Raw genomic sequence first — 22,864 nt, forward strand, 5'->3', positions numbered from 1 at the left:
ACCTAATTCTTAATTTCCCCATCGCTTTTTAACCATGCCACTAACACTTTGCGTGAGTATTGTCTATGATATTTGGGATTGCGAGAATGATAATGCTGGACAGCCTTATGCCAAGAACCGTGTTGCTTATATAACCCAGTTAGTAGCCGAGCTGCATAATTAATATTCTTGTTAGGTGTTAACATTTCAGCTATTGAGGTAAAGTGTCTGCCATACCAGAAGTAATTAAGTTGCATCACGCCAATATCAATATTCTGCTTTCCTTTCTGTAAATATTGCTCAGCAATGTTCTGAGCTTGCTCTACTGAATGACTGATGACTGATTTACCTGAAATATTTAATGAATATGGTTGGTAATTAGATTCCACATCAGCTAAAGCAAGTAGTAAACCACTAGGAATATCATATTGATATTCTATTGTTTTAATCAGATTAGTAATGTTACTATCAGCATGCACACTTACTGATATACTTAGAAGAAATATGGTTATTATAGTAAGTTTTGCTTGGCAGATTAGTTGCAACCATGCTAAGCTTAAGTTAATGACCTTCAAGATGAGAGATTGAATGAACTGGTTTAAATCACGCTGTACTCGAGATAATTTTTGGAACTTAGTGTTTTGGCTTGGCATGACCATTGGATTCTTTATTACTGGTCTATTTGGCAAGCAATATCCAAATGCAGCCTTTATTACATCTTGGTCTACTCTTATTGGTGTACCATTTATAGTGGTTAAAGGTTCTAAGGTAACTTTTACTAAAGAAGAGGGGTTTTTTGATAGTAAAGGTGTATCATTGATAGGTAGATACCCTATCGGATTTTGTTGGATGTTTGCTGCTTCACTAGGCATACTAGCTATAATTGGTAACATTCTAGATTCGCGTGCAGAAAAAATCAGTGATGAGATAGCTGAGCTATTAATTCTTGGTACTTTCTTCTTTGTTAATACTATATATTTCATACACAAAAACTGTCCTATTGCCATAATATTTAATAGACATACTTGGTTATCAAAAATTCCAGGAGTGCCTGATAGAGGACATTATGTAGCTCCTAGTAGCTCTAGTACTCAACACGGTATATTGTCTTCTGTACACCAAACCATATCTACTACTACAACCATTAGTAATTCTTATTCTACTGGCTTCGACAGATATCCAAGCTCTCATTCCTATCCAGGCAAAAGATGATGTATCACGCTTGATTTACTTTTTATCATCTGGTTTACCAACAGACCTGCCAGTACGTCCGACGGTTATAAAATCTAATTTTTCAGCTCCTGTTGAAGCAATTATTCCTTTCCCTATACGATCTTCTTCATATTTCTCAACTTGTTGTGTTGCTTTTTCTTCCTTGGATTCGCTCTCAGATCTAACTTGTGCATATCTTTCCAAGTTATTCTCTCTAATATTCTTGTGTTTTTTCTCTAAACTATCACCTTGTTCTTGCAATTGTTTTTTAAAGCCGCCAACATTCATTCCTTGTTGCTCAGCATACTCTCTTATAGCAGTATCGGGGTTATTGCTGATCTTATCTTGATGCTGATTAGTAAAGCGATCTAGCTGCTCTCTGCCACTTGCTCCTGATACTGCAGCTCTTCCTTGACGAATATTGTGCATGACATCTTGTACATAATGATCCTCTTGTTGCAATTTCTGCCAAGCTTGCTGTGCTTCTGGGCTGCGTCTATCTGCCATTTTATGGGCAGTACTGGCATCAACACCATAATCTTGTTTTAATTGATTGACCACTTCTTGATACATATCACGACTAGAATTTGCAGAATTGCTATTCACTATAGTTTGTGCTTTGTGCCAATCATCAACTTCTTGCTGACTAATTGAACATTGTTGCTCCCATCTTTGTTGTTCTTCATAAGCACTACGTACAGCATCGCTATAGCTAGTATCAATATTGTTCTCCCTAGCCCATGAACTATTAGAGGCGGCTCTTACGAGATTAGCATAATTCTTATCTGTGTGTTTTTCTTGATTAACACTGTTACTTTCTCCAACTGATTGCTCACTGGAATTAGTAGCTCCAACTGTGCCTTTAAGACCAATAGATGCTCCCGATCCTGTTATAAATTGCATAGGTGTACCCAACGTTGCAGAGGCTTCAACAGTAGTGTTAGCTGCTTGTTGCCAGCCATAATTACTATTATCATGTAATTGTCTAGCACTACTAACCGCTTGCCGCAAGGTCTGTCCTGCCTCACCCATTGAATCATAATTAAAGCTCTCACCTGCATGTTCTCTTTGGGCAAGATGAGCGACATAGTCCGCATTTCTTCCCATTGTACTGGTATTAGAGTTCGATAAAGATCGTAGACCCTGCTGATGTATAGATTCAGATATACCTGCGCCTGTACTTACTTGTGCTGCTCTACTGTCTTCTAGCCTATAAGTAGTTGCACCGCTAGAAGCAGTAAATCCTACTCCAGACTGTCTTAAAGTATTGCCACCAGCTGTCACTTTCTCCATAGTACCGTCCATATGTTGAAAAGAGCTAGCTCCTGCCGCGTAAGACTCGTTCCAGTCGGTCTTAAAACCACCCTGCTGATATAACTGCTGGTTACCAACCGAATAATTATCGAACGACTTGTTGCCTGTCACCGATTCATTAGCCGCTTGTGATGCAGCGGATTGGCTAGCCCCTGTGATAGTGCCAGCTAAATGGATGAAGCCACCTACCCCGCCTTGCATCAGACTAAAAGCAAGAAATGGTATTGCCATCTGCAAACCTGATGCAACTGCTACAATCTTGTCCGTATAGTTGCCTATTTGACTGATAGTACTGAAACTAACTACTCGATCGGCAATACCGAGCAAAGTAGTGCTGCTATAGATATCGATGAACATGTTAAGTACAGCATTTAAAGGCGCCCATAACTGAAATGATGCTACGAGCGTTAAATAACCTAAATATCTGCTCCAACCACCACTCATAATCAACATTGGTAACATGAAGATAAATGAGCTATATACCAGTCCTTTCAATACACTCATTAATATTGGTAAGTAAGTAGATGCTAAATCTCCAGCAATTCGCCAGTTTGATTCTTGAGTAGCCGAAGCTCTTGTATAACCATAATCATCAGAGTAGTTTTTAATAGCATTGATCATCATTTGCTGGCGTATTAACTTCTCACCTCCAACATTAACCCCTACATAGTTTTTAAAGGATAGCTCAATATTCTTTTTAAAATTTGAGGTTAGTCGCTGGAATGCTCTTTGTACGTAATTAGTTTGTCCTGCCTGTGCAATATCAGTATCTTGTACCTTCTTCTCAAGTGCTTCAATCTCCAATTTAAATGCTGGGTCTAGTACTTCTTTGGCTGCTCTATCACAAGACATTAAGCTTTTAGTTTTACCAATACGTACACTAGTATGACGTAAAGTAGCCGCATTAGCTTTTACTAAACTCCATATATCATCCGTTTTAAGTAATTCTTCTGGCGTATAATGATAACCAATCATCGCATCTAACATTACACATCGATCAATAAAGTTACTCATATTTTCCATGAACTCAGGAGACCTGATACGCCAGTTGCGTGATTCCTGTATAAGCCTTGCACCAAATACCATACCGTAATCCCGGTAATTAGTGTTACTAACCATGGTAAATGCTTGTTCAAAACCTAAGGTTAGTAAATCACCAAAAGTTTCTAATATGCCGACAGGTAGGGCAAAGCCAATCGGCAAATTGTCAACTTTTTCTTGTTTCTTGGACACGTGATCATAAATCATCATATCGGCTTTAGGAAGTAACATAAAATATATCATAGCCACCATCGCTATAACCTTACCAAGATGGGCTTTATATCCATTTGCACCTGCATAAGACATCTTAAGTGCATAATAACCAACAGTACCCATGGTTACTATTAAAATTAATGATTCACCAAAACTGCTGCTCATTAGCATCGCTATGGCGTTTAAGCAATAAAACATAGCATCTATATGCCCATAGGTGTATACTGTTAAATCCATATCATGATTCTCTTTTTGTCTATTATTTACTATTGAGTGTTATATTCTAAAAATCTACCAAATCCTACTTTGAATGATCGTTGCTGTAATACTAGTCTTTCCTTGTATTGCATCATTACTTGTAAACGCTTAAAAGCAGAAAACTTAGAATCAGTAATGAATCTCCTGACCTTTGTTACCTGAGTAGTGAAGTTCTTAATTACTGCGTCATCTAACTGGGCATATTCCAATGCTGATACGCTAGATAATGCTGTATTGGTCATTTGCATCAGGAAGTTAGTAACAATGTCATAAGACACTACTTCTAAAAACTCCTGCATTCTAACAATCATGTCAGCAGTATTAATGACATCTTTACCATGCTGGGTTTTACCTTTATGGATAATCTCCATTTCAATTAGCTGGATTATCGGAATTGATGAAAACGCTATTACTGCTTCTTCCTCATCAGTGAAAGTACCTTTACCAGCAAATATTTTTGGCACCATATTTTCTAAGATTCGGCTAATATTGCCGTAAATAGTGTCATTTTCACTTAAAGTTACTTCTGTTTCTGTAGGATTTAAGCATTTCTGTTGGGTATCACACTTATATAACTTAACTTGACCTGATTTCTTATGTACGCCTATATATTGCTCCAAAAGATCATTATTTAAGACTAATGATGGCTTGTTGTTAAAATGAAAACGACCATCAATCTTACGCCCGATGATAGTACCGCTAATAGACATGATTAATTCCTTAAAATCTAAATCACCACTACTACCTTTACTAAGTGCTTTCCATACCAAATTAAATTCATTACCAAGCAAGGATTTAAGTTCATCTTCCTCTCCACTATTACCATGACGATCCGGATTATTTTTACATTTGTCGCTTGCCTCATACATGTCTTTACTAGTTTTACCAATATTGCCTTGTATTAAACATCTTTGCTGACTACTACTATTAATCATAGAAAATTCTCCCTTAGCTAGAGCTTGACCTGCTGCACATTGATCCATCATCGTACCATTAACATCTCTTGCTACCGTTTCCATGTAAGACATGATATCTTCACATTGAGGACAGGATGATTTAATCAGCATTTTGACAGCATAAGCACCTGATGCCGTACCCATATTCTTAAAAAACTGGGTAAACTCTCTGCTGGAAATATAACTAAGCCCGCCAAAGCGAAAATCAGCAGAGCCGGTACAAGCATCAAACTCTAGTTTAGGAGTTTGTATTGTTAGGGGTTGCAAAGTTTTTGGGCGTGGACCTCTTAAGATAACTGAACCACCAGTCATATAACCGCCTTGCTGATCGTTGATAATCGCTGCTTTGTTAACATTACTCATGCTCCCATCAGGACTTGCATATTTCATTAACTTGTCTATACCACTAGCAAAAATAGTGTGATTACCAAATATAGTAATGATTACTATGTATTTTAAAATATTTAAGGCTTTATTGCTCATTCTGCTAAATTACTTGATATTAAACTGTTATCAACAACTGCTTTGTTCTTGATATCTGCAAGATGTTTAACAGCCAGCAAACTATATTCTTCCAATTCCGATTCGCTTACATAGCCACGAATTAGTTCAAATGCTGTTTTAGCATCATGACTTACAGCGATAACTGTAGGAAATTCAGTTATGTTTAAACGTTCTATTAATCCATCAGCCTTGTATGTCTTAAAATATTCATGTTTACTACCACTACTACTTACCGCATCAATATTAAAACCATATCGAGAACCAAAATTTTTCAGCACTGGGGCTAATAATTGGCAGTACTGACACTGCTCGCTAAAAAATAATACTAAATCAAACTCCTTAGCTAACTGTTGAATCTTGCGAGAATTCTCTGCTTCTTGTATTGCTCTTTTGGCTTTTACCCCATGAACATTTACCGGATTATTAATAAGATCACGTTGTTCAGGATAAAGAAGATTTGCCATATCCCAGCTATCATGCAATGTTTCTGCCTGCTTCCACATTTGCTTTTCCTTATCTCGGTAAGCTTTAACATTTTCAGGAGTTGGACGAGCCAACATGATAAACTTAAGATCAGCAAGTTCCTTAGCAAATTGCTCGATTTCTGCTTTAGCCTGCTCTGGGGTAATGTCATTACTGAGCTGCTCTAATGCATCGAATCTATCATTCTTGTAAAGCATTTCTTGATCTGTTATCTTCTCTTCAAACCATAACCAACCACGATAACGTTGCTCAAAGAAATTGGCATAACTTATGCTAGGTAACATACTGCACATTAAAACTAATATTGTTGTATAATTTACCATAACTATTACTTGTAATTAGCTACTAGCTTTCATTTTATTTGTGGCTATTAATCAATTTTTAGCTCACTATTCCAGCCAGCCTTATTATTGTTTTTGTTATCCGGATTACCGTCGTATTTTTGTACGCTTGGTAGCGATGAGTTCACTCGTGCTTTAATATCTCCTACTTTTGGTATTTTCATCCTCTTTAAAATATCGGCAAAGAATTCACTGAAATCCATCCTGTCAAAATCTAGCCTCATAATCTCTGCAAGTGTTAAGCCACGACAATTAGTGTATTTGCCACTACCAAAATTCATACCAAGCTGTTTACGTGACTCTACTTGCATCACTTTGTTAAGTAGTGAACCAAAACAACAATAATGATGCTTCACTATTTTATTAATGCCCATTTTTTGTTTATTTTCTTTCCCGACATAAACGCATAAGTTTTTTTGTCGTTTATCTATTAAATCCATTTCATTTTTTGTACATCTTGCCCCTAAATGCTTACCCCAACCTTTTAAGCTGGTAGAACAGCAATTAGTATAAGAAAGAGCTTTTTTACTGCAACTTTGACTAAACCCTTCAAATAATTTGAAATTTGGATCAGTAGCCCCTTTCATCTGACCTACTGCATATAGTTTTGATACTGAGTCCATCATATCAGCGTCTGTTAAATAGCTCTTGTCAACACAGTTACCATCAATGCAAGGTACTCCTTTGCATACCAATCTATCTTTGCCCTCTTTCTCAACTAGTCCAGTTCTTACCATTTCTTTATCAATAGTTACAGGATTCCAACTTTTACAAGAAAATTCTTTGTGTAGATTTACACAATTACCATAATTATCCCGTAGTAAACACGGCAAGTCTGCTACTGCATAACAATGTGCAAAATTCTTACAGTCGTTTTTACTAGGATAATCACATGTTTTACTATAGGCAAATTCCCAACAATCTCGGTGTACCTCAAATCCCTGTATAGTTCTTGTGCCAGAACTTACACAATGTTTACCCTTATCAACACAAGGATAATTTGAGGTAAAACGATTACCAGCCTCAGATGAGTGAACAAAACAAACCCAAAAAATCACTGTGGTCACTAATTGTAACATTAGAATATTAAATCTATATGTATAATCAGTGGTAAAATGGTTGATCATTTTAATCTGCATTTTTCCGCCCACTCTTCTGACCATTCTTCACATACTGGATAACTATCCCTATATTTATAATATATAGCATATCTTTGAAACACATGATGGACACCTTGAACATGAGTGATTTTACCTTCACCATCCCAGGGAGCTCTAACTCCCTCCACTTGCTCTAATTTCACCCCTAAACGACTCACTATCATGTTACGTCTTTCTTCATTAATACGCCTACCTTGACGCATATGCACACTCCAATAACCTCTGCGGCATCTGATGGTATGTGTCCAACCATGATAATCAAACCAAAACTCAAAACCTCCAAGATACATTACTCTATCTTGCCATTCTTTATACCTTACCGAAGGCTTAGTACATTTTAATGTTAGACTATCACTACAACTATATTCATTACGTAGCTCCTCGCAGAATTTTTGATTGTATATTGTGTCATTCATATGTTCTTTTTCAATCTCGATGACGTATTCAGGCTCTAACTCTTTATCCCCCTTAATAGTTTTACAATCAATATCAAGGTCACGTAAACCTTCCATTAACCGTGACATCAACTTACTACTGCCATCTGAAATCTTATCAATATCTCTTTTATGGTTGACAATCTTAGGATCGCAATAATCAACTTCTAGCTGATTGATGTAACTATTCTCTTCTTTAGCCCTTTCCTCTTGCCCCTTACTTTCTAAGTTATTAACATTAATAGCATTCAGTTCTGATGCTTTGCCCTCTAGTTCATTCTCATCTACTCCTAATTCTTGCACAGCTCCTTTACTTGCTATCCCTTGCTCTGATTGCTTCTTCGAGTTCTCAATAAATTTAAGAGTCGCTTGCTTATCATCTATTTCTTTCTCGAATAAATCACTGAGCTTATTCTTATTGACTTGCACCTTACCCGCTAATGCACTACTACTTGCCAGTATAACAATGAACATTATGGCAATTTGCCACCACTGCTTTAATATGAGTCGCTTAACCACAGCTGTATCTAGTTGCCTCACTACTACATGACTATAACTATTAATCACTTCAAACACTCCAAGGCTTGCTTAGTTAATTCTCCTGACCTTGCAAATTCTGTTAAAGCATATTTAATACCAACATTACCAACAATCTTGTCAAACTTTAATGCAGACGCCTTAGTTGGGTGATAATCATCCGTTTGCGAAAGTACGATAGTCGGCACTGATATAATTTCAAATCTCTCATACGCTTCATCGTCTATCTGCATACTAGATGCTAGCTCCTGCCGCTTATCCTGCTCATTAGTTAATTCTAGAACCAGCTTGGTTAATTCTTTAAAACTACCACCGGGTAAACCTTTAAATACTAAGACTCCTCCATACTTACTTGCCTCCCTCAAATAAGATTGCAGTAACGGTTTGGGCATCGAGCTACTTACAAACACATAAAGACCAGTAAATTGCCGCAGCGATGGAGCATTACTATTATTACTGGGTGTAAAAGCATCCTGTCCTTCTAACTGCTTTTGCTTACACCACTTATCTCGCAAGTTTTGCCATACCATATCAAGGTTACTCCTTGCTAAATCACTAGCCCATTTGATATCAGCTATTGCTGCTTGCTGAATCAACTTGTACTGATTATCGCTCTTACTATTGGCATCATCACATTCTGTCGCTGCATGTGTACTAGCTATATATGAAGTAATCGATAGTATAATAATTACATACGATATTAGATTAAAATGCACAGCAATTTACCTTCCTAAAAATTAAATAACCAAAATCCTGCCCATCATAGGGATATTCCTTAAATGCAGAGTACAACATGTCCGATAATCCAAGTGGGAAACAACCTATCCCACTTGATGTTGATACCGGATTAACCATTTGTAGCTTGTACTGACTCTTCTTAATCTTTAATGCCCTTGATTTACGGCAAAGCTCTCCTCCACCAATAGGAGAGGTGTTTTGCGATGTAGATGTTTCCTGAGCGAGTCCTATTCGGTGCATCTTGGCAAGAATACGAGTAGCATATAGACTGCTTGATTGGATACCACCAACATGATCGCTATTTGCTCCAGAAAACGGATAGATATTACCCCAGCAACCAGCACACCAAAACATTTCATCTCTTGGTAAGTCAACAGTAGAAGCGGCACAATCAATGCTACATGCTGCTTGTGCTAAGTGATTGCCAAATAAAAAAACTTCTGGATTTAAAAGAGTTTGTAGCTTTTCGTCATTCCACGCTACATCTAGTTCGCTAATATATCCCACATCAAAGCTAGATTGCTCTAAACAAATAAAGTCTGTGATAAGTTCAAGCCAGTAAATTAATGGATAAATATAATAATGAACGTGGTAAAACGAACGATGTGCATGATGATCACCATAACCTCTAGCATAGGAGCTAACTTTTCGTAAATCTGTTCCTAGCGACAGACCGCCTAAATTAACCATACAATAAGGAGTGCGAGTAATATCAACTAGGCGTACCGGCTCCCAAAAACCAACAGCAATGCCTGGAATCGGCACATTACCTTTGGTGCATAAACAAAGTGGTGAGCTGGGATTTTTAGTGTCTCTCTTCTTTGGACTCCGTCCCTTACCTATATTAAAACCACCAATAGAAATTGGCAGTAAACATGACCAACAAATATCAGTTATAGGGTTAACAAATCTCCCCTGACAAGTATTGCCATAACTTGACAATGGCAAAAAAATTACCATAATTAAGATTGTGATGACTTTTGTATGTTTCATCCAACCTTTGGCGACACTCCTGAAAGATACCTCGCCAAAGGTCAAATTCTTTGTTTGATCACTCATGTTATTAATTTCTTATCATATTATCTGCTATTACTTATATTAATTTCAGTAACCTTTAAATACTTACCTTCTTGCTCTACTATTGCCGGCACATAGCTAATATTAAACTTTGTTGTCAATTCTCCTGCTTGATCAAAATATATTGGACTACCAATTTCTCTTTCTAGCTCAAGTGGTCTACCACCAGTTAAGACGATTTTAGTACCGTCAGAGTTACTAGCATTACCAGCATTCTTCGCATGTTCTTTATTTAACTCGCTTAAGTTGTCCTCCACTGCTACTCTGCTATTTGATAACATCTCCTCTAAATAATTATCTTTTACCCAAGATATTTGTTTTTCATCCCGACCGTCAATAAATACTAGTTTGCCGTCCCATGACATATAATCTAGCGGATTAACTCTTGTACCTCTTGGATATAAGAGCTTACCGCATGGCAAAACTACATCCTGATCTAAAACATAACTCGGATCGAAATTATGACTAATAGTCTTGGTTGCCTTACCTATGCCGGCAATAGCAACTGGTTCTTCTACTTTCTTTCGAGCCAAATCCTGCATCTTTTGCTGGTACTCAGCAAGATTTAGACTTTGTAATTTACGCTGCATCATGCTGACAAAAGCTTCTTCCTTAATCTCAAAAGTTGCACCTTGCTTACCAAAATCCTTGGCAATTGCCACATGACTAAACGCTAAACAAATAATCAATAACAAATTATTTTTTCTCTGCATTGATTTTCTCTTCTAATAATTTAACCTTACATAACTTCCTTTCCTCAGCCCACCGCCTTAAACTATTTAATTCATAAATACTAATATTATAAAATTCTACAATCTGTTTGTCGCTCATACTATCTAGAGTAGAGCGTAACAAACTATTCTCAAATTGATATTCACCACTAAGCTTGCTAATTTCATGACTATCAAAACCAGCAAGCATCATGCGAATCACTATACGTTTCATCTTATCAGCTTTATTATCCCTCTTATCTACTTGCTTGTTCTCCGAAACTTCGTTATTGCCTCTTTTAGCAGGCGGCATAACTCTTGGAATCACCAAGATAAACATTGTCACAACCAATATTAATACTACGATAGTTTGGAATTTATATGCCTTCTTTACCTCTCCCCAAGCTTTATTCGTATCAAATTTATCCATTGTTTTGTACCTGTTATTGTTTACTCAATTCTTCAATAATTTTACTGTGTATTTCCTTGCTTATTGATCTAACATTTTTACCTTTTACACTACTCATGCTATAAACTACCTTGGTCATACTATTTTGGTAGACTTTTGGTAAACTTACAGCTAAATTCACCGCCTTATCAATTTGACCAAAAAATAGCTGGCGATCTTCTAGATGTTCATTTGTGACTCTATCCTTTTCAAGACTCATCAATTCATCTTCAGCAACATATAAAATATGCCAATCATTACTACTTAAACCTAACTGCCTAGCAATTGTAAAACCAAAACATGCACCCATTGTAACCGCAGTAATTAACACTAATATTTTCTTTGCTATCTCCATATTTTAGATCCTTATTACTTTAGCCCCGTATTACTTTACCAGTCTTCTTAATCTCTACCAATTGCTCTACTGCCTCATCTAGAGTTAGACCAACCGCAGTTTTTTGTTTTAAGAAATTAAAATCACTTGCATCAGTGGAAAATAGTGCCTTACTATAATCATCCAGCACTAACTTACCTATTACCGTCACTCCCGTAGTATATAATAGAGCTTCAGCATATTTGTTTGGCACTAAACTAATTGATCTGATTAGCGGTATCATATCCTTAAAGGCTTCTGATTCCTTAAATGCTCCTAAAGCCTTCTCATCTTGCTTCAATAATATCGTCCAAGTGCTATTCTCTAAAATAGTTCGATGCTCTTGTGACTTATGTAAATCCATGAAATTCTGTACACATATCACTAATGAACCTCCATATTTACGCACAGTTCTAACAAAAGCTGCAAAAAAGCTAGTGGCAAAATCAAGTAACATCCATGCTTCATCCACGATAATCATGAAAGGCGTTTGGCGATCACCAGTAAGAAATTGATTGGTAACTTCCATTAGTAATATCTGTAATACTATCGAAAGTAACTTAGGATCATTCTTGATCTCTTCAAACTCAAATACAGTAATCAGCTTCTGAAAAGTTGCCTGTTTTGTTCCTGAAAAATATTTGCCGTACAATCCTTCATGGGTATAAGGATACAAGGTTGCTCCATATTTTTGTAAACTCAGAAGATCGCTATCTTCAAGAAATTTAGCAAAACTGCTAATATCCAACTGGTAATTACTCTTAGCTAATGCTGCAACTATCGCTTTTTCTAGCTCAGCTGACCCCCGTGCATCATCTCCTACACCGCACATTACTTCAAGTAAACCTTTAGTACATTTTAAAAACTCGTCCTTATCATCTGAATTCATTCCTTGGTAAAAACTAGCAAAAGGATTAAGGCTAAATGGGGCTTTGCGACCAAACTGAATAATCTCTCCATTTAGCAAAGTGCAAATATTGGCAAAACTCTGTCCAATATCTAAAATGAACATCCTAGTATTTTGTGCCATTAGACTAACAGCTAACTCCTGCAAAAAGACTGACTTACCTCCTCCACTCGGTGCAAAGATACAAATATTGTAATTGCCGGCATTAATTTTATAAAATGGGTTGAAATTAAATAATTGTCCACGTCGTGCGTGCAGGAGTACCCCTGACCTTGGCACTCCTTTCCACTCAGCATGAATTGGTAGCCTAGCTATTACTTCCTTAGATAGCACTAATCTAGTTAATTTAAATTTGTCTAAGATATTCCACATTAAAGCTTGTTGCATTGGCATCATACTCAGCAATACCGGTAATTGTAGATGATACGAAATACCAAGACGAAAATTATTATTGTTATACAAAGTAATTAAGTTCTGACTAACTATATCAATTGATTCTTTGGGGGCAGTTACCATTAATGACCAGTGTTCTGTTAAAAACTTCTCGTCACTACTAGTCACTTGGTCATTAATATCTTGCCACTCAGCTGCTTCTCTCTTAAGATCACGGTTACCGTGGCTATACCACTTCTCTGAAGCTTCAATCACTTTCTTGCCTCTTGCCGTAATCATCCTGCTAGCCGATTTACTAATGGAACTCGCTACGCAGTAACTAATGATAAATCTTGCAGCTATACCCATATGGCTACGAGTACTATCACCCAACAAATTGATAGTTTCAGCTAGCGAGAAACTTTGAGGCAATTCCTTAATATGATAGATTCTAGAAGTTAAGCCAGTTGTTACATGATTAATCTGATCTTCCTCTATTCCTTGCAGCATACAAGGCATTACTATTTGCCTTGATAATATTTCATGCGGAGTATAAGTAGTATTTGTACTGCCACCCAGCTCCATTTGTAGCATTAATCTTGTTAAAGCTATTAAATCACTAGCATCGCAAATATGCGGAGCGAGTTGTAATGATTCCAATTTATGCATCAAACTATCTCGAAAACTGATAATGCCACTTTTGCTATTGTTTTTTGTATCAAGCTTGCTACTAAAGGAAACAAATATTCGATAATCTCGAGCAATACGACCGTCAGAAATACCAAAGCTTATCGCTTGCTCCCTGATAAACTCAGCTCGTCTTTTGGTTATTTTCTCAAGTAAAGGATCACTATTGTTACGCATCTTCTGCCAGTAACCCAAAATATCTTCTACATCATGATTTGCCACTAGCAAAAATTGCAAGTAAGAATTTTCAGGCAACTCATCGTTAAAGAAATGCGATAGATTCTTGTGCAGTGTATCGTCAACGCCAACAATAGGACTAATCTCCAACATAAAACCAGCAATGTTTCCATCATTTAAAAATAACCCCTGCTCCTCATCAAAATATCGATAACTTAAATAATCATTGAAGACAAATGTCCCTGATAAAATGTTACCTACCATAGATACACTATTTGGGCTTTCAATATTTTCAGATAGTCCGCAAGTAGCTGCAATATTCTGAGATATCTGTTTGAAAATACTGAAATTCATTATTTGCCCCTGTAATCTATTTTAAGTATAAGTTATCGCCGTCTTGGTATTCTTCTACCCCATTTTCTATAGGCATTATTTTAACCTTATGTATTTGATTTAACGCTTTTTTCGGTACATTGCTATGCTCTAATCTACAACTATTCCCGCGACATTTTCTATTCAAATAGACCGTCTCAATCTCGCCGGAATCTACTTGTTTATCTACCTCGGATAACATCATGCATCTTGCTCCTTTGCTATCCGGACAATTAAAACCAGCCGAATATATAGAGCAAGAACTAATTAGCATGGGTAAAATCAAGATGATAAATATAAATTTAGTAACTTGTTTAAATTTATTGCCAATCCAACTTTGACTAATAGTGAAATCATTGATCATTTTTTTGCTTTTTCTACTCGATATTGTTGTAGCTTTTCCTGAACATCTAATGCACCTAAATATACCCCTTTGGTAAATACTATATCTACCTTAGTACCACCAGACACCAATAATACTGGTGACATGCTTTCAGCCTGCTTAATATAGTAATCTGCTATCTTCTCAGCAGCATTACTAGCCCCAGCAAATCCACCTTCTTGTAACATGTCACCCATATTTTTCTTTTTGGTACTTCCCATGCCAAAACTACTAACAATTACTTGATCCTGACCTTTGGCAGCCCCAGCAAATCCACTAATCACTCCTCCGATCATTGCGTTCTTTAAATGCTTACTGCTAGTTTGCACCACTTTACCTTTAATACCGTTCATACCATCATCGCCATAAATCAGACCAGCTATTTTAGTGGTGTAAATTAGCTCATTGACTGAATCCTTACATGACAAAACCTCTGCCCTGATAACCGCTCGCTCAGATGATAAATCACCATACGAAGAACCCATGATTTGGCAATGAGTTATATCTATGTCAAAGTTCTGAGGCAAATTACCACGATCAGTAATTCTAATAATTACTGGCACTGGTTCTGAAGCAGAACCGATAGATGTCGACACCACAATACCACCTAGCAATACTCCTTTAACATAGGCAGTCTCCGGAATATAACTACGTGCTGATTTTGGACGATCAAATCGCTCACCACGATCTAGGTGATTTACCGTAATACGACTATCATCTATTAACGGATGATGGGTTTTTGTAGCTCTATCGTCTTCTGTAGACTTTATGCGAGCATTATTAAACTCCCTTCTAGCTAACTCTTGCTCCTCAGTAATATATTGCATTTGAGCTTTCAGCTTCTCTATCTCGCCTTTTAACTGATTAGTGTAAGCTACTGATTGCTCATTAATACTGCTTTCAATTAGCTTTAGTTTCTCGTTTGATTGATTCTTAGCATCCATCAGCTTATCTTCAAAATGATTACGCCACATTTTATCTATATCAAGAGCATCGCTTGCTACTACTAGATTTAATGGTAACTTAGCCTCAGACTCAATACCAATATTACTTGCCTTATTTGCTTGATACTTCATAAAAATTAAACCAATAACTACCAAAGCCCCGAGTAAAAGTAATATAATTACATCTTGCTTCTTTTTAGCATTAGTTGAGTTTTGAGCATGCGGTACTTGAAGGCTAGTATTAGCAATATCTTGCGTTTGATCATTTGGCTTTAATTTGGCATTAATAATTTTGCTAAAGATATTTTTACATTTCTTAATCATAAGCTACTTCTTTGGTAATGATGAATGCTTTAGTAGATGCTCCTGTTGCTAACTCACTGCTACCCAAATTGATTGCTATAGTGTTCGTAAAAATATTACTAAAATCTGATTCCAGTAGTATCAATGGCTTGGAGCTAAGATTTTTTACTAATAACACCGCTCCACTTAAATCTCCATAACGATACCACCTAATTTGCTTAAGCAATTGTTGCTTGGTTTTGCGTAACGTACGCTCAGCCTCTACAACATAATACTTACCTTGCACTCCTTCAATCATTGCTCTCATCATCAAAACCATTTCTGATTTTAGCTTTTGATCGAAATACACTAACATTTTGTTAGTTGTTAAAGATGATTTAATCACTTTATTATGCAAATTAAGCAATATTGTTTGTGATGCCATATCTAATACTGTAAACCTAATATCTTGTGCATGCCTTCCTGGCATTATTAAACTTAACGATATAGTCTCACCAACTTCTACCTTAGGTTTAATGAACAAATTACGCCAATCGCTGCTCCAGTAAATTGTATACTTATTCTCATCACCTACTACTTCCACAATCTCCCCTCCTAACACTCCAATCCTGTTTAACTCACCCGCTGCTATACTTGCTTCTATTGTCTCATCTCCAGAATAATTAAAATGACTAGCACCATAAGATTGCCAAGGAAAAACTATCAGCACTAAAATTGACCATAACGATAAAAAGAATAATGAATATAATTTGTTAATTACATTTCTCATTTAACTATCACCTAATTGCATTGTTATTATTTACCTTGCTTCTCTTCCTTATCTTTCTCGTCTACTACTTGGTTGAATTCTTTTAACCGCAAATATCCACCACTAAATTCAAAGCTAAGTCGATAAGAAGTAGGTGTTGATTCAAAACCACGTTTGCCGTATCGTGAAGTTAATATGCCGTGGGCTATAACCTCTCCTTTAGTTTCATCAATTTCCATATTCTTAACGGTAAAGTAAGTAACTAAATCAAAGTTTTTGTATTTTTCCGCACTATCTGCAAAATACTCATTGATCCTTTTAGAAAAACTTGGGTGACTATTGCTAGTGTACTTTAAAATCATATCTCGTTTATGCAAAACATCTATGCTAGATAAATCAAGTAAAGAGTTTAAAAATACCATAGTCATTTGCTCCAAATAGCTACTTGATACTTTACGGTTGGAAATCATTACCTCTGAGGTCAATGGTGGCACTATAATAATTCTCTCCTCCTGCATTAAAATCTTCAGGCTTAGTGCAGAACTCGTTACAGCAAGTAATATAGTGAATAGTAAAAATAGATTACGCTGCTTGGTAATACGATCGCCACCTTGCATAGCATTAGTTAAATCCATGACATCCTTCTTAAAACTTGTTGTTTGATATGTATGTTAAACATTTTCCTATATGCTTAATTTTACCTAGGCTACTTAAACTTACAAAAAACATCTCTTATGTGAATCAGGCAAATATTTCCCACCAAAAAGATGTTTAAATGGTAAATGCCAATACATAAACTTCTGAACACTACCGCTATGCCACTCCTTAGCAACAATCGCAGAAACACCATAACCAACAACAAAACCCATAATGCCTATAGTCATACCAAACCTAGTCCATACTAAACAACCAATAGCTAGTGCCCCTATAATGCCAAGATAACTAAGACCGTAATATTTAGTCTCTTTGTTTAAGGCTCTATTTAATCTAACTCTTTCCATATTACCTCTTTATACCCCAAGACCAGTTTTTACTGCTATTACCGTTAACCCCCCACATAATGCACCTTTACCAAAACCAAGCATTCTATCCCGAAGATCACCTTGTTGTTGCATCATCGCTCCTATAGCACCTGTTATAAAAATACCTACTGGATAGTAATCGTTAATCATCTTCTTTACCGGTTCAGTAGCCGCCTTCATCCCAGCATCAAGATCAATATCCGCATACACATCAATGTTACTTAGTAACATAGGAGCAAGGTAAATTCCGGTCTTTAAAACTGAATAAATATTGCTATGATAATTTGTAGATTTTTTTTGCATGATTTATATTCCCTCAATTGTAATTATTGATTTTTATAACTTTTAATATTGACCTATTAATTAATCTTCTTCGATTATCATGTTCTATCTTCTTTTATTTTTCTAATATTGTTTAATTTTACTTTTTAAGTTCATATTGATTTTAATTATTACTAAACTGGCTATATATAATTAGTTAATTATTGATTTTATAATCTAGAGTTATATAAGTCAATAATAATCCGTAAATCGTATTTATTGTCCCCCAACGGGGATTATAAAAAACCCTCGCCTTTAGGCGAAGGGAAGATATAATGAAGTCGTGTTAACGACGAATTAGTGAAATAAGATTAGGAGTTATAGGGTTTCATAGTAAATATGACTTAAAAGTGCATTTAGTGTGGATACCAAGCTATAGGTTATATGGCAATAAGTTCAGGTAATATAACAGATGCAATAATCCAAAAATATATAGAAGAACAAGAATGAGAACCCATAGAAGTAGGTCAATTTCAAATTGACTCCACTTTATAACCCCTCAGCTTCGAGCTGAGGGTTGTTCAGTTTTATATGACATCAAAAAAAATCCAAAAATTTTTAGCAAAAAAATTTAAACACTTAAAACGTAATATCTTCGTAGAACAAAGTGGTATTCCTTACTCTACTATTACTCCTTTAATAAACGGTGTTAAAAATAACCCAGAACTCAATTCTCTTCTTAGAATAGCTAATTATTTCAAATGCTCTTTAGATGAAGTAACTGGTAGAACAAAATATTTACCTCCTACTAAAGGAGAATATCAATTCTCCGATATCAATATTGATGATGTCGCTAATAATCTAAGAAATTTTATAAAAACAAAACTCCAAGAACAAAAAATGAGACCTAGTAAATTAAGTCTTAATATTGGATTTAGTAGAGATCTACTTGATAATTTCATCGGTAATAACCCTAAACAAAAATGCTTAGGTAGCTCTCCTACCGTTGCTCTTGCCAATTATTTTGATATCTCTATTGATCAAATGATTGGACGCTCTATACCTAATATCCAAAAAAAACAAGAAGTTAATCAAACTATTCCACAGTCCCTACAATCTCTTGATTCTGAAGATTTACATAGTCTCAAACAAATTAAAAGTTCTCTAATATCTCATCAACAAAAACCTCAAAATAATGTTTGTAGCTCTTCTATTAAAAAAGTGCATAAATCTAAAAATAATGTTCCTTCTAGGTAAAGTATTTATAGGTATCAAAATACCAATTTAAATCTTTGACTTAACTGGTTATACTTCATTAATTGGACTTTGGACAAAATAATTTAACCTATATTTAGCAACTTATAATTTGTCTATTATATAAAATAATTTACCTAAAATTGTAAAAATATTAACTATAGATTAATAATAATCTTAGAAAGATAACTCAGAATACTAGTTTTTTATCAAACTTTCTATTTTGTAAAAAAACAGGGATTTTTGTCCAAAGTCCAATCATTAACGTTTATCAGTTTATGTAGCAGACAAAATGTTCCCTCTTTCTACAGTTCCTTTAAAATTAAGTTTTTAAGTTGACTTTTTAGTATCTTTTTCTTGTTCAAGTTTACTAAGAATCTTTTTTACATACATTTCTATTTCTTCTAGGTAAAATGTTGTATGTAACATATGATCTTCTCTCTTGCTGCTAAGGATAATTAACTCTTTCAGATTGTTAAATAAGCTAGATATTTCTCCTTTAGCATTACCAAATATTGTAGCAAAATCTTTACTGATAATATTAGTACGCTGTAAAAATCTGAGAGAAATTAATATTAATATTCCTTCAATAATAATTAGTGATAGTGTAATTCCTTGATATAACATACTTACTACCTCCCACAATATTTGTAAAAAGGCAGTATGAAATTGATATCAGAAAGAGCCTTATTAAGAATGAAGTTGATTTGACGGACAAGTTTGTTTATCATACATGTAACCTTTTAATTGACTGTAACTAGTTATCATTAGGTTAATTCGTACTAAATCTTTTATATTTTCAGATACCAACTTTGATATAAAGGATTTATTACAAAACCAAGCTTTTAAAGTTATGAGCAAAAGCAAGGAATAAAATTTGTTATGCAGTAGATTAAATTATATTTCCTACTCTTTTGCTCATAGGATAATTGTTTATCCTTACTTATAAGTTTATTAGAATCTTTTTAGGGTGTCAAGTAAAAAACACTCTAAATTTAGAGTGTTTTATATTTATTCATGCATGGCAATTGTACATCTAATACAAAAATTTTTAAAAAGGAAGCTTTTAGAAAATAGATTAACAAAAAGAGAATTCTCTAGACAAAGTGGTGTGCCGTACAATACACTCTTTCAAATTTTACATGCTTTACGTTCCAATACTAATTTAGCAACTATCATAAAAATTGCTAATTATTTTAGTTGCTCTATTGATGAAGTTGTTGGAAGGAAAAAGTATATTTCAAAAAATAATTATAACAATAATGATATTATTTTAAGTAATTATAACTTTAAGTTACGTAATTTTATTGTTTATAAGATTAAAGAACAAAATTTAAATCCTTATCAATTATCTAAGTATCTTGGATTTAGTGAAACTGTTATTTGGCAATTTATTAATGATGATAAAATTACAAGAACGTTAAATAGTTCTGTTATACTAGCTCTTGCAGATTACTTCCAAGTTTCTATAGATGAAATGATTGGTAGGGTTAAACCTACTACTACAGTTAACTCTTCTGATGAAAACTCTGATAAGGATATAGATTTAAATAACTTATAGCAGTTACTATCATCCTATAGACAAATTGAGTTCTCATGCAACATTACACAAAGATTGTTTTTTAGTTACCAGTTCAACAAACTGGTACTCTAGTTTTTTGGCAATATCTTTAATAACGGAGCCATATTTATTATTAATCCAATCTCTAAGAAAGTTAGTAGGAGCAATTAAAGTGAGTTTTTGTGTGATAACATCCTCCTCTGCAATTAATTTAGAGAACCAAGCTTTATCAATATGTTCATCAAAATTAGCAATTAACTTTTTTCTTATCTTGTACCAAATAGAATTTGGATTCAATTCTGTTAAAAAGATTTCATTTGGTAATCTTGATGAACCTAATTTTTTATAAGTAGCTGGTAATTGCTGATAAACAATTTTAACATAACCATAAACTGTAAAAATAGCTTTTTCTAAATTTTGTTGTTGATAGTTAGTTAATATCAAGTCTTTTGGTAATTTGACAGTACAAGTATTAGCTAAAGTAATACGTGCAAATTGTCTAGTAGATAACGATTTTAATGATAATTCAGATAATTCTCTAGTTAGAATTTCATCATTGATATCATCATTTTCAGTAATCACTAAACCAGATTTTATTTGATCATTTTCAGTAAAATTAATGCTTAGTTGATTATCATAATCAATATGAGCAACATCATGCTTTGAAGCTAAACTTAATGCACTATCAACAAAACAAGTAGAATGATCGAGAACATGATCAAATTTTGTTATGTTATTTTCTTCAGATAATTCAAGATTTTGGCAAATATCATTTTTTATTTCTAGTTCTTGACTAGTTGTTTGATAGTTGGTTGCATGATAATCAAATTTTCCTTCTGTAAGTATTTGATAAGCTAGTTTTGTCTCAAACATACCAGCTATTTTTTTTCTTAATTGAGAGGAATAGCTGGTATCTATGCTATACTCCACTTCTCTTAAGTATTTTTCTTTTTGTCGCATTTCTACAGATTCAGGATCTGAAACATTGGCGGTAAATCTAAAAGTTTCATGATTAACCATAGGAGCTTGGTGTTTCTCATAACGGAAAGCTTTGCTCATATAAGCAATCATGTGATTTGTACTGGCAAATGTTTTATTATGATCACGAATATAGAGCTTTAGTAACAACTGGTTAGCAAAGTTATTACTAAACTCTCTACTCGACAATTGGTTTAATTTATCTACTTGCTCCTTGCTAAGAGGATAGAAGGATTTTAACGATTTAGCTTGAGTTGATGGTTTGTTATAGCTTAGTGATTTATTATGATTTGGAAAGTTGTTTGGAGGGTTAGTAGTTGATGTAACAGGCATTTCTGCCATTGTATTTACCAAGCCATTTTCTATTGCAGCATTGATTTGCTCTTCTTCGTCACTTTGCTCGCTCAATTGATTCAGTAGTAGTGTTTTTTCTTGTTCTCCCTTTACTGTTTCTGATATTTCTTCTATCGCTTTTTGTTTTCCTTCTTCTAAATTATTAGATGTTTCTGTGTCTAGAATAGATTCCTGTGTGTTGATAGGAAGAAGAGTTTCAATACTAACTATTTCTTTTTCAATAGGAATTTCTTTTTTTTCTTCTTCTAAAGAATTTTTATAAGATACAGATAATTCAGATAAATTTTCAGATGAACAATGATTATTTTTTGCAAAAAAACTTTTTTCGCTATCTATATTATCTAAATCTTTAGTATTTGATATAAAGTATTTATTAATACATTGACTAGAATTGGAAACATATGGGTCAGAATTGGAAACAACGCTTCTAGATGAGGATTTAGCACGATCTTTTACTTCATTTTGCAGATGTTGTTGTATCATATTTGGTAAGGTAACAGTAATACGCCAAACAGACTTATCATGTCTATTATCATCCTCATCATCACTTTTAACAAAGAAACGTTTTTTAGTAATAAATCCTTTCGTATCTAACTCTTTAAGAGTTTTAGAGATGACAGACTTACTACAGGAGTATTTATCTTGCAACTCTTTATAAGTAGTAGTTAAAGAATAACTATTAGGTGGAGCAACGTGATTAACATAATCATCTGTTTTGATGTTGTCATACCAATTGCAATAATTAACGCAGTGGTATAAAATGG

General features: G+C 34.6%; 22 protein-coding genes and 1 pseudogene. 3 read left to right on the plus strand and 20 right to left on the minus strand.

Translation table 11 applies throughout. The features are described from left to right. Positions 1 to 2: 2 nt before the first annotated feature. The 18 genes from NBW66_RS07265 to NBW66_RS07350 form a co-directional block, all read right to left on the minus strand. Positions 3 to 962, minus strand: coding sequence for a lytic transglycosylase domain-containing protein (locus tag NBW66_RS07265; protein ID WP_250310520.1), 960 nt, complete (start codon positions 960 to 962; stop codon positions 3 to 5). 244 nt (positions 963 to 1,206) lie between these two features. After that, on the minus strand, positions 1,207 to 3,996 hold the full coding sequence (locus NBW66_RS07270) for a conjugal transfer protein TraG N-terminal domain-containing protein (protein ID WP_250310521.1): 2,790 nt from the start codon (positions 3,994 to 3,996) through the stop codon (positions 1,207 to 1,209). A gap of 29 nt (positions 3,997 to 4,025) precedes the next feature. Continuing rightward, positions 4,026 to 5,456 (minus strand): conjugal transfer protein TraH, encoded by a 1,431-nt coding sequence (locus NBW66_RS07275; protein ID WP_250310522.1) that lies wholly within the window; start codon positions 5,454 to 5,456, stop codon positions 4,026 to 4,028. Then, a complete protein-coding gene (gene traF, locus NBW66_RS07280; protein ID WP_250310523.1) occupies positions 5,453 to 6,283 on the minus strand; it encodes a conjugal transfer protein TraF in 831 nt (276 codons plus the stop codon). The genes NBW66_RS07275 and traF overlap by 4 nt, the downstream gene beginning before the upstream one ends. A gap of 47 nt (positions 6,284 to 6,330) precedes the next feature. After that, positions 6,331 to 7,380: a conjugal transfer protein TraN gene (traN, locus tag NBW66_RS07285; RefSeq protein ID WP_250310524.1), complete on the minus strand. Its 1,050-nt coding sequence runs from the start codon at positions 7,378 to 7,380 to the stop codon at positions 6,331 to 6,333. Positions 7,381 to 7,424: 44 nt separating this feature from the next. Next, positions 7,425 to 8,369, minus strand: a complete 945-nt coding sequence (locus tag NBW66_RS07290) for a hypothetical protein (RefSeq protein ID WP_250310525.1) — start codon at positions 8,367 to 8,369, stop codon at positions 7,425 to 7,427. An 89-nt stretch (positions 8,370 to 8,458) separates the two neighbouring features. Continuing rightward, positions 8,459 to 9,148: a type-F conjugative transfer system pilin assembly protein TrbC gene (gene trbC / locus NBW66_RS07295; RefSeq protein ID WP_250310526.1), complete on the minus strand. Its 690-nt coding sequence runs from the start codon at positions 9,146 to 9,148 to the stop codon at positions 8,459 to 8,461. Beyond that, positions 9,138 to 10,229, minus strand: coding sequence for a conjugal transfer pilus assembly protein TraU (gene traU / locus NBW66_RS07300; protein WP_250310527.1), 1,092 nt, complete (start codon positions 10,227 to 10,229; stop codon positions 9,138 to 9,140). Before traU ends, trbC begins: the two co-directional genes overlap by 11 nt. 20 nt (positions 10,230 to 10,249) lie before the next feature. After that, entirely contained in the window at positions 10,250 to 10,960 is a 711-nt protein-coding gene (locus tag NBW66_RS07305; RefSeq protein WP_250310528.1) for a conjugal transfer protein TraW, read from the minus strand. Further along, on the minus strand, positions 10,944 to 11,387 hold the full coding sequence (locus tag NBW66_RS07310) for a hypothetical protein (protein WP_250310529.1): 444 nt from the start codon (positions 11,385 to 11,387) through the stop codon (positions 10,944 to 10,946). The genes NBW66_RS07305 and NBW66_RS07310 overlap by 17 nt, the downstream gene beginning before the upstream one ends. 13 nt (positions 11,388 to 11,400) lie before the next feature. Further along, positions 11,401 to 11,760: a hypothetical protein gene (locus NBW66_RS07315; RefSeq protein ID WP_250310530.1), complete on the minus strand. Its 360-nt coding sequence runs from the start codon at positions 11,758 to 11,760 to the stop codon at positions 11,401 to 11,403. Between the two features lie 19 nt (positions 11,761 to 11,779). Beyond that, positions 11,780 to 14,275 (minus strand): TraC family protein, encoded by a 2,496-nt coding sequence (locus NBW66_RS07320; protein ID WP_250310531.1) that lies wholly within the window; start codon positions 14,273 to 14,275, stop codon positions 11,780 to 11,782. Positions 14,276 to 14,291: 16 nt separating this feature from the next. Beyond that, entirely contained in the window at positions 14,292 to 14,657 is a 366-nt protein-coding gene (locus NBW66_RS07325) for a hypothetical protein (RefSeq protein ID WP_250310532.1), read from the minus strand. Further along, positions 14,654 to 15,943 (minus strand): TraB/VirB10 family protein, encoded by a 1,290-nt coding sequence (locus NBW66_RS07330; protein ID WP_250310533.1) that lies wholly within the window; start codon positions 15,941 to 15,943, stop codon positions 14,654 to 14,656. Before NBW66_RS07330 ends, NBW66_RS07325 begins: the two co-directional genes overlap by 4 nt. Further along, positions 15,936 to 16,691 (minus strand): TraK domain-containing protein, encoded by a 756-nt coding sequence (locus NBW66_RS07335; RefSeq protein WP_250310534.1) that lies wholly within the window; start codon positions 16,689 to 16,691, stop codon positions 15,936 to 15,938. The genes NBW66_RS07330 and NBW66_RS07335 overlap by 8 nt, the downstream gene beginning before the upstream one ends. Before the next feature lie 26 nt (positions 16,692 to 16,717). Beyond that, positions 16,718 to 17,305 (minus strand): type IV conjugative transfer system protein TraE, encoded by a 588-nt coding sequence (locus tag NBW66_RS07340; protein ID WP_250310535.1) that lies wholly within the window; start codon positions 17,303 to 17,305, stop codon positions 16,718 to 16,720. A gap of 81 nt (positions 17,306 to 17,386) precedes the next feature. Beyond that, complete coding sequence (locus NBW66_RS07345; RefSeq protein WP_250310536.1) at positions 17,387 to 17,671, minus strand: hypothetical protein; 285 nt, start codon at positions 17,669 to 17,671, stop codon at positions 17,387 to 17,389. A 9-nt stretch (positions 17,672 to 17,680) separates the two neighbouring features. After that, positions 17,681 to 17,923 (minus strand): hypothetical protein, encoded by a 243-nt coding sequence (locus NBW66_RS07350; protein ID WP_250310537.1) that lies wholly within the window; start codon positions 17,921 to 17,923, stop codon positions 17,681 to 17,683. 462 nt (positions 17,924 to 18,385) lie between these two features. Between NBW66_RS07350 and NBW66_RS15270 the strand changes: the two are divergent. Together NBW66_RS15270 and NBW66_RS07355 are read left to right on the plus strand one after the other, a co-directional pair. Further along, a pseudogene (locus tag NBW66_RS15270) lies at positions 18,386 to 18,463 on the plus strand (IS200/IS605 family transposase); the annotation flags it as partial. 81 nt (positions 18,464 to 18,544) lie between these two features. Beyond that, positions 18,545 to 19,210 carry a helix-turn-helix domain-containing protein gene (locus tag NBW66_RS07355; protein ID WP_250310538.1) on the plus strand — a complete coding sequence of 222 codons (666 nt, stop codon included), beginning with the start codon at positions 18,545 to 18,547 and terminating at the stop codon, positions 19,208 to 19,210. A gap of 327 nt (positions 19,211 to 19,537) precedes the next feature. Here NBW66_RS07355 and NBW66_RS07360 read toward each other — a convergent pair whose 3' ends face one another. Further along, positions 19,538 to 19,852, minus strand: a complete 315-nt coding sequence (locus NBW66_RS07360) for a hypothetical protein (protein WP_250310539.1) — start codon at positions 19,850 to 19,852, stop codon at positions 19,538 to 19,540. Positions 19,853 to 20,228: 376 nt separating this feature from the next. Here NBW66_RS07360 and NBW66_RS07365 point away from each other — a divergent pair, with 376 nt between their 5' ends. Then, on the plus strand, positions 20,229 to 20,768 hold the full coding sequence (locus tag NBW66_RS07365; protein ID WP_250310540.1) for a helix-turn-helix domain-containing protein: 540 nt from the start codon (positions 20,229 to 20,231) through the stop codon (positions 20,766 to 20,768). A 33-nt stretch (positions 20,769 to 20,801) separates the two neighbouring features. Here NBW66_RS07365 and NBW66_RS07370 read toward each other — a convergent pair whose 3' ends face one another. Further along, complete coding sequence (locus tag NBW66_RS07370) at positions 20,802 to 22,748, minus strand: DnaA N-terminal domain-containing protein (protein WP_250310541.1); 1,947 nt, start codon at positions 22,746 to 22,748, stop codon at positions 20,802 to 20,804. Between the last annotated feature and the right edge of the window lie 116 nt (positions 22,749 to 22,864).

Source organism: Rickettsia endosymbiont of Oedothorax gibbosus, from assembly GCF_936269705.1.
Lineage (GTDB): Bacteria > Pseudomonadota > Alphaproteobacteria > Rickettsiales > Rickettsiaceae > Tisiphia.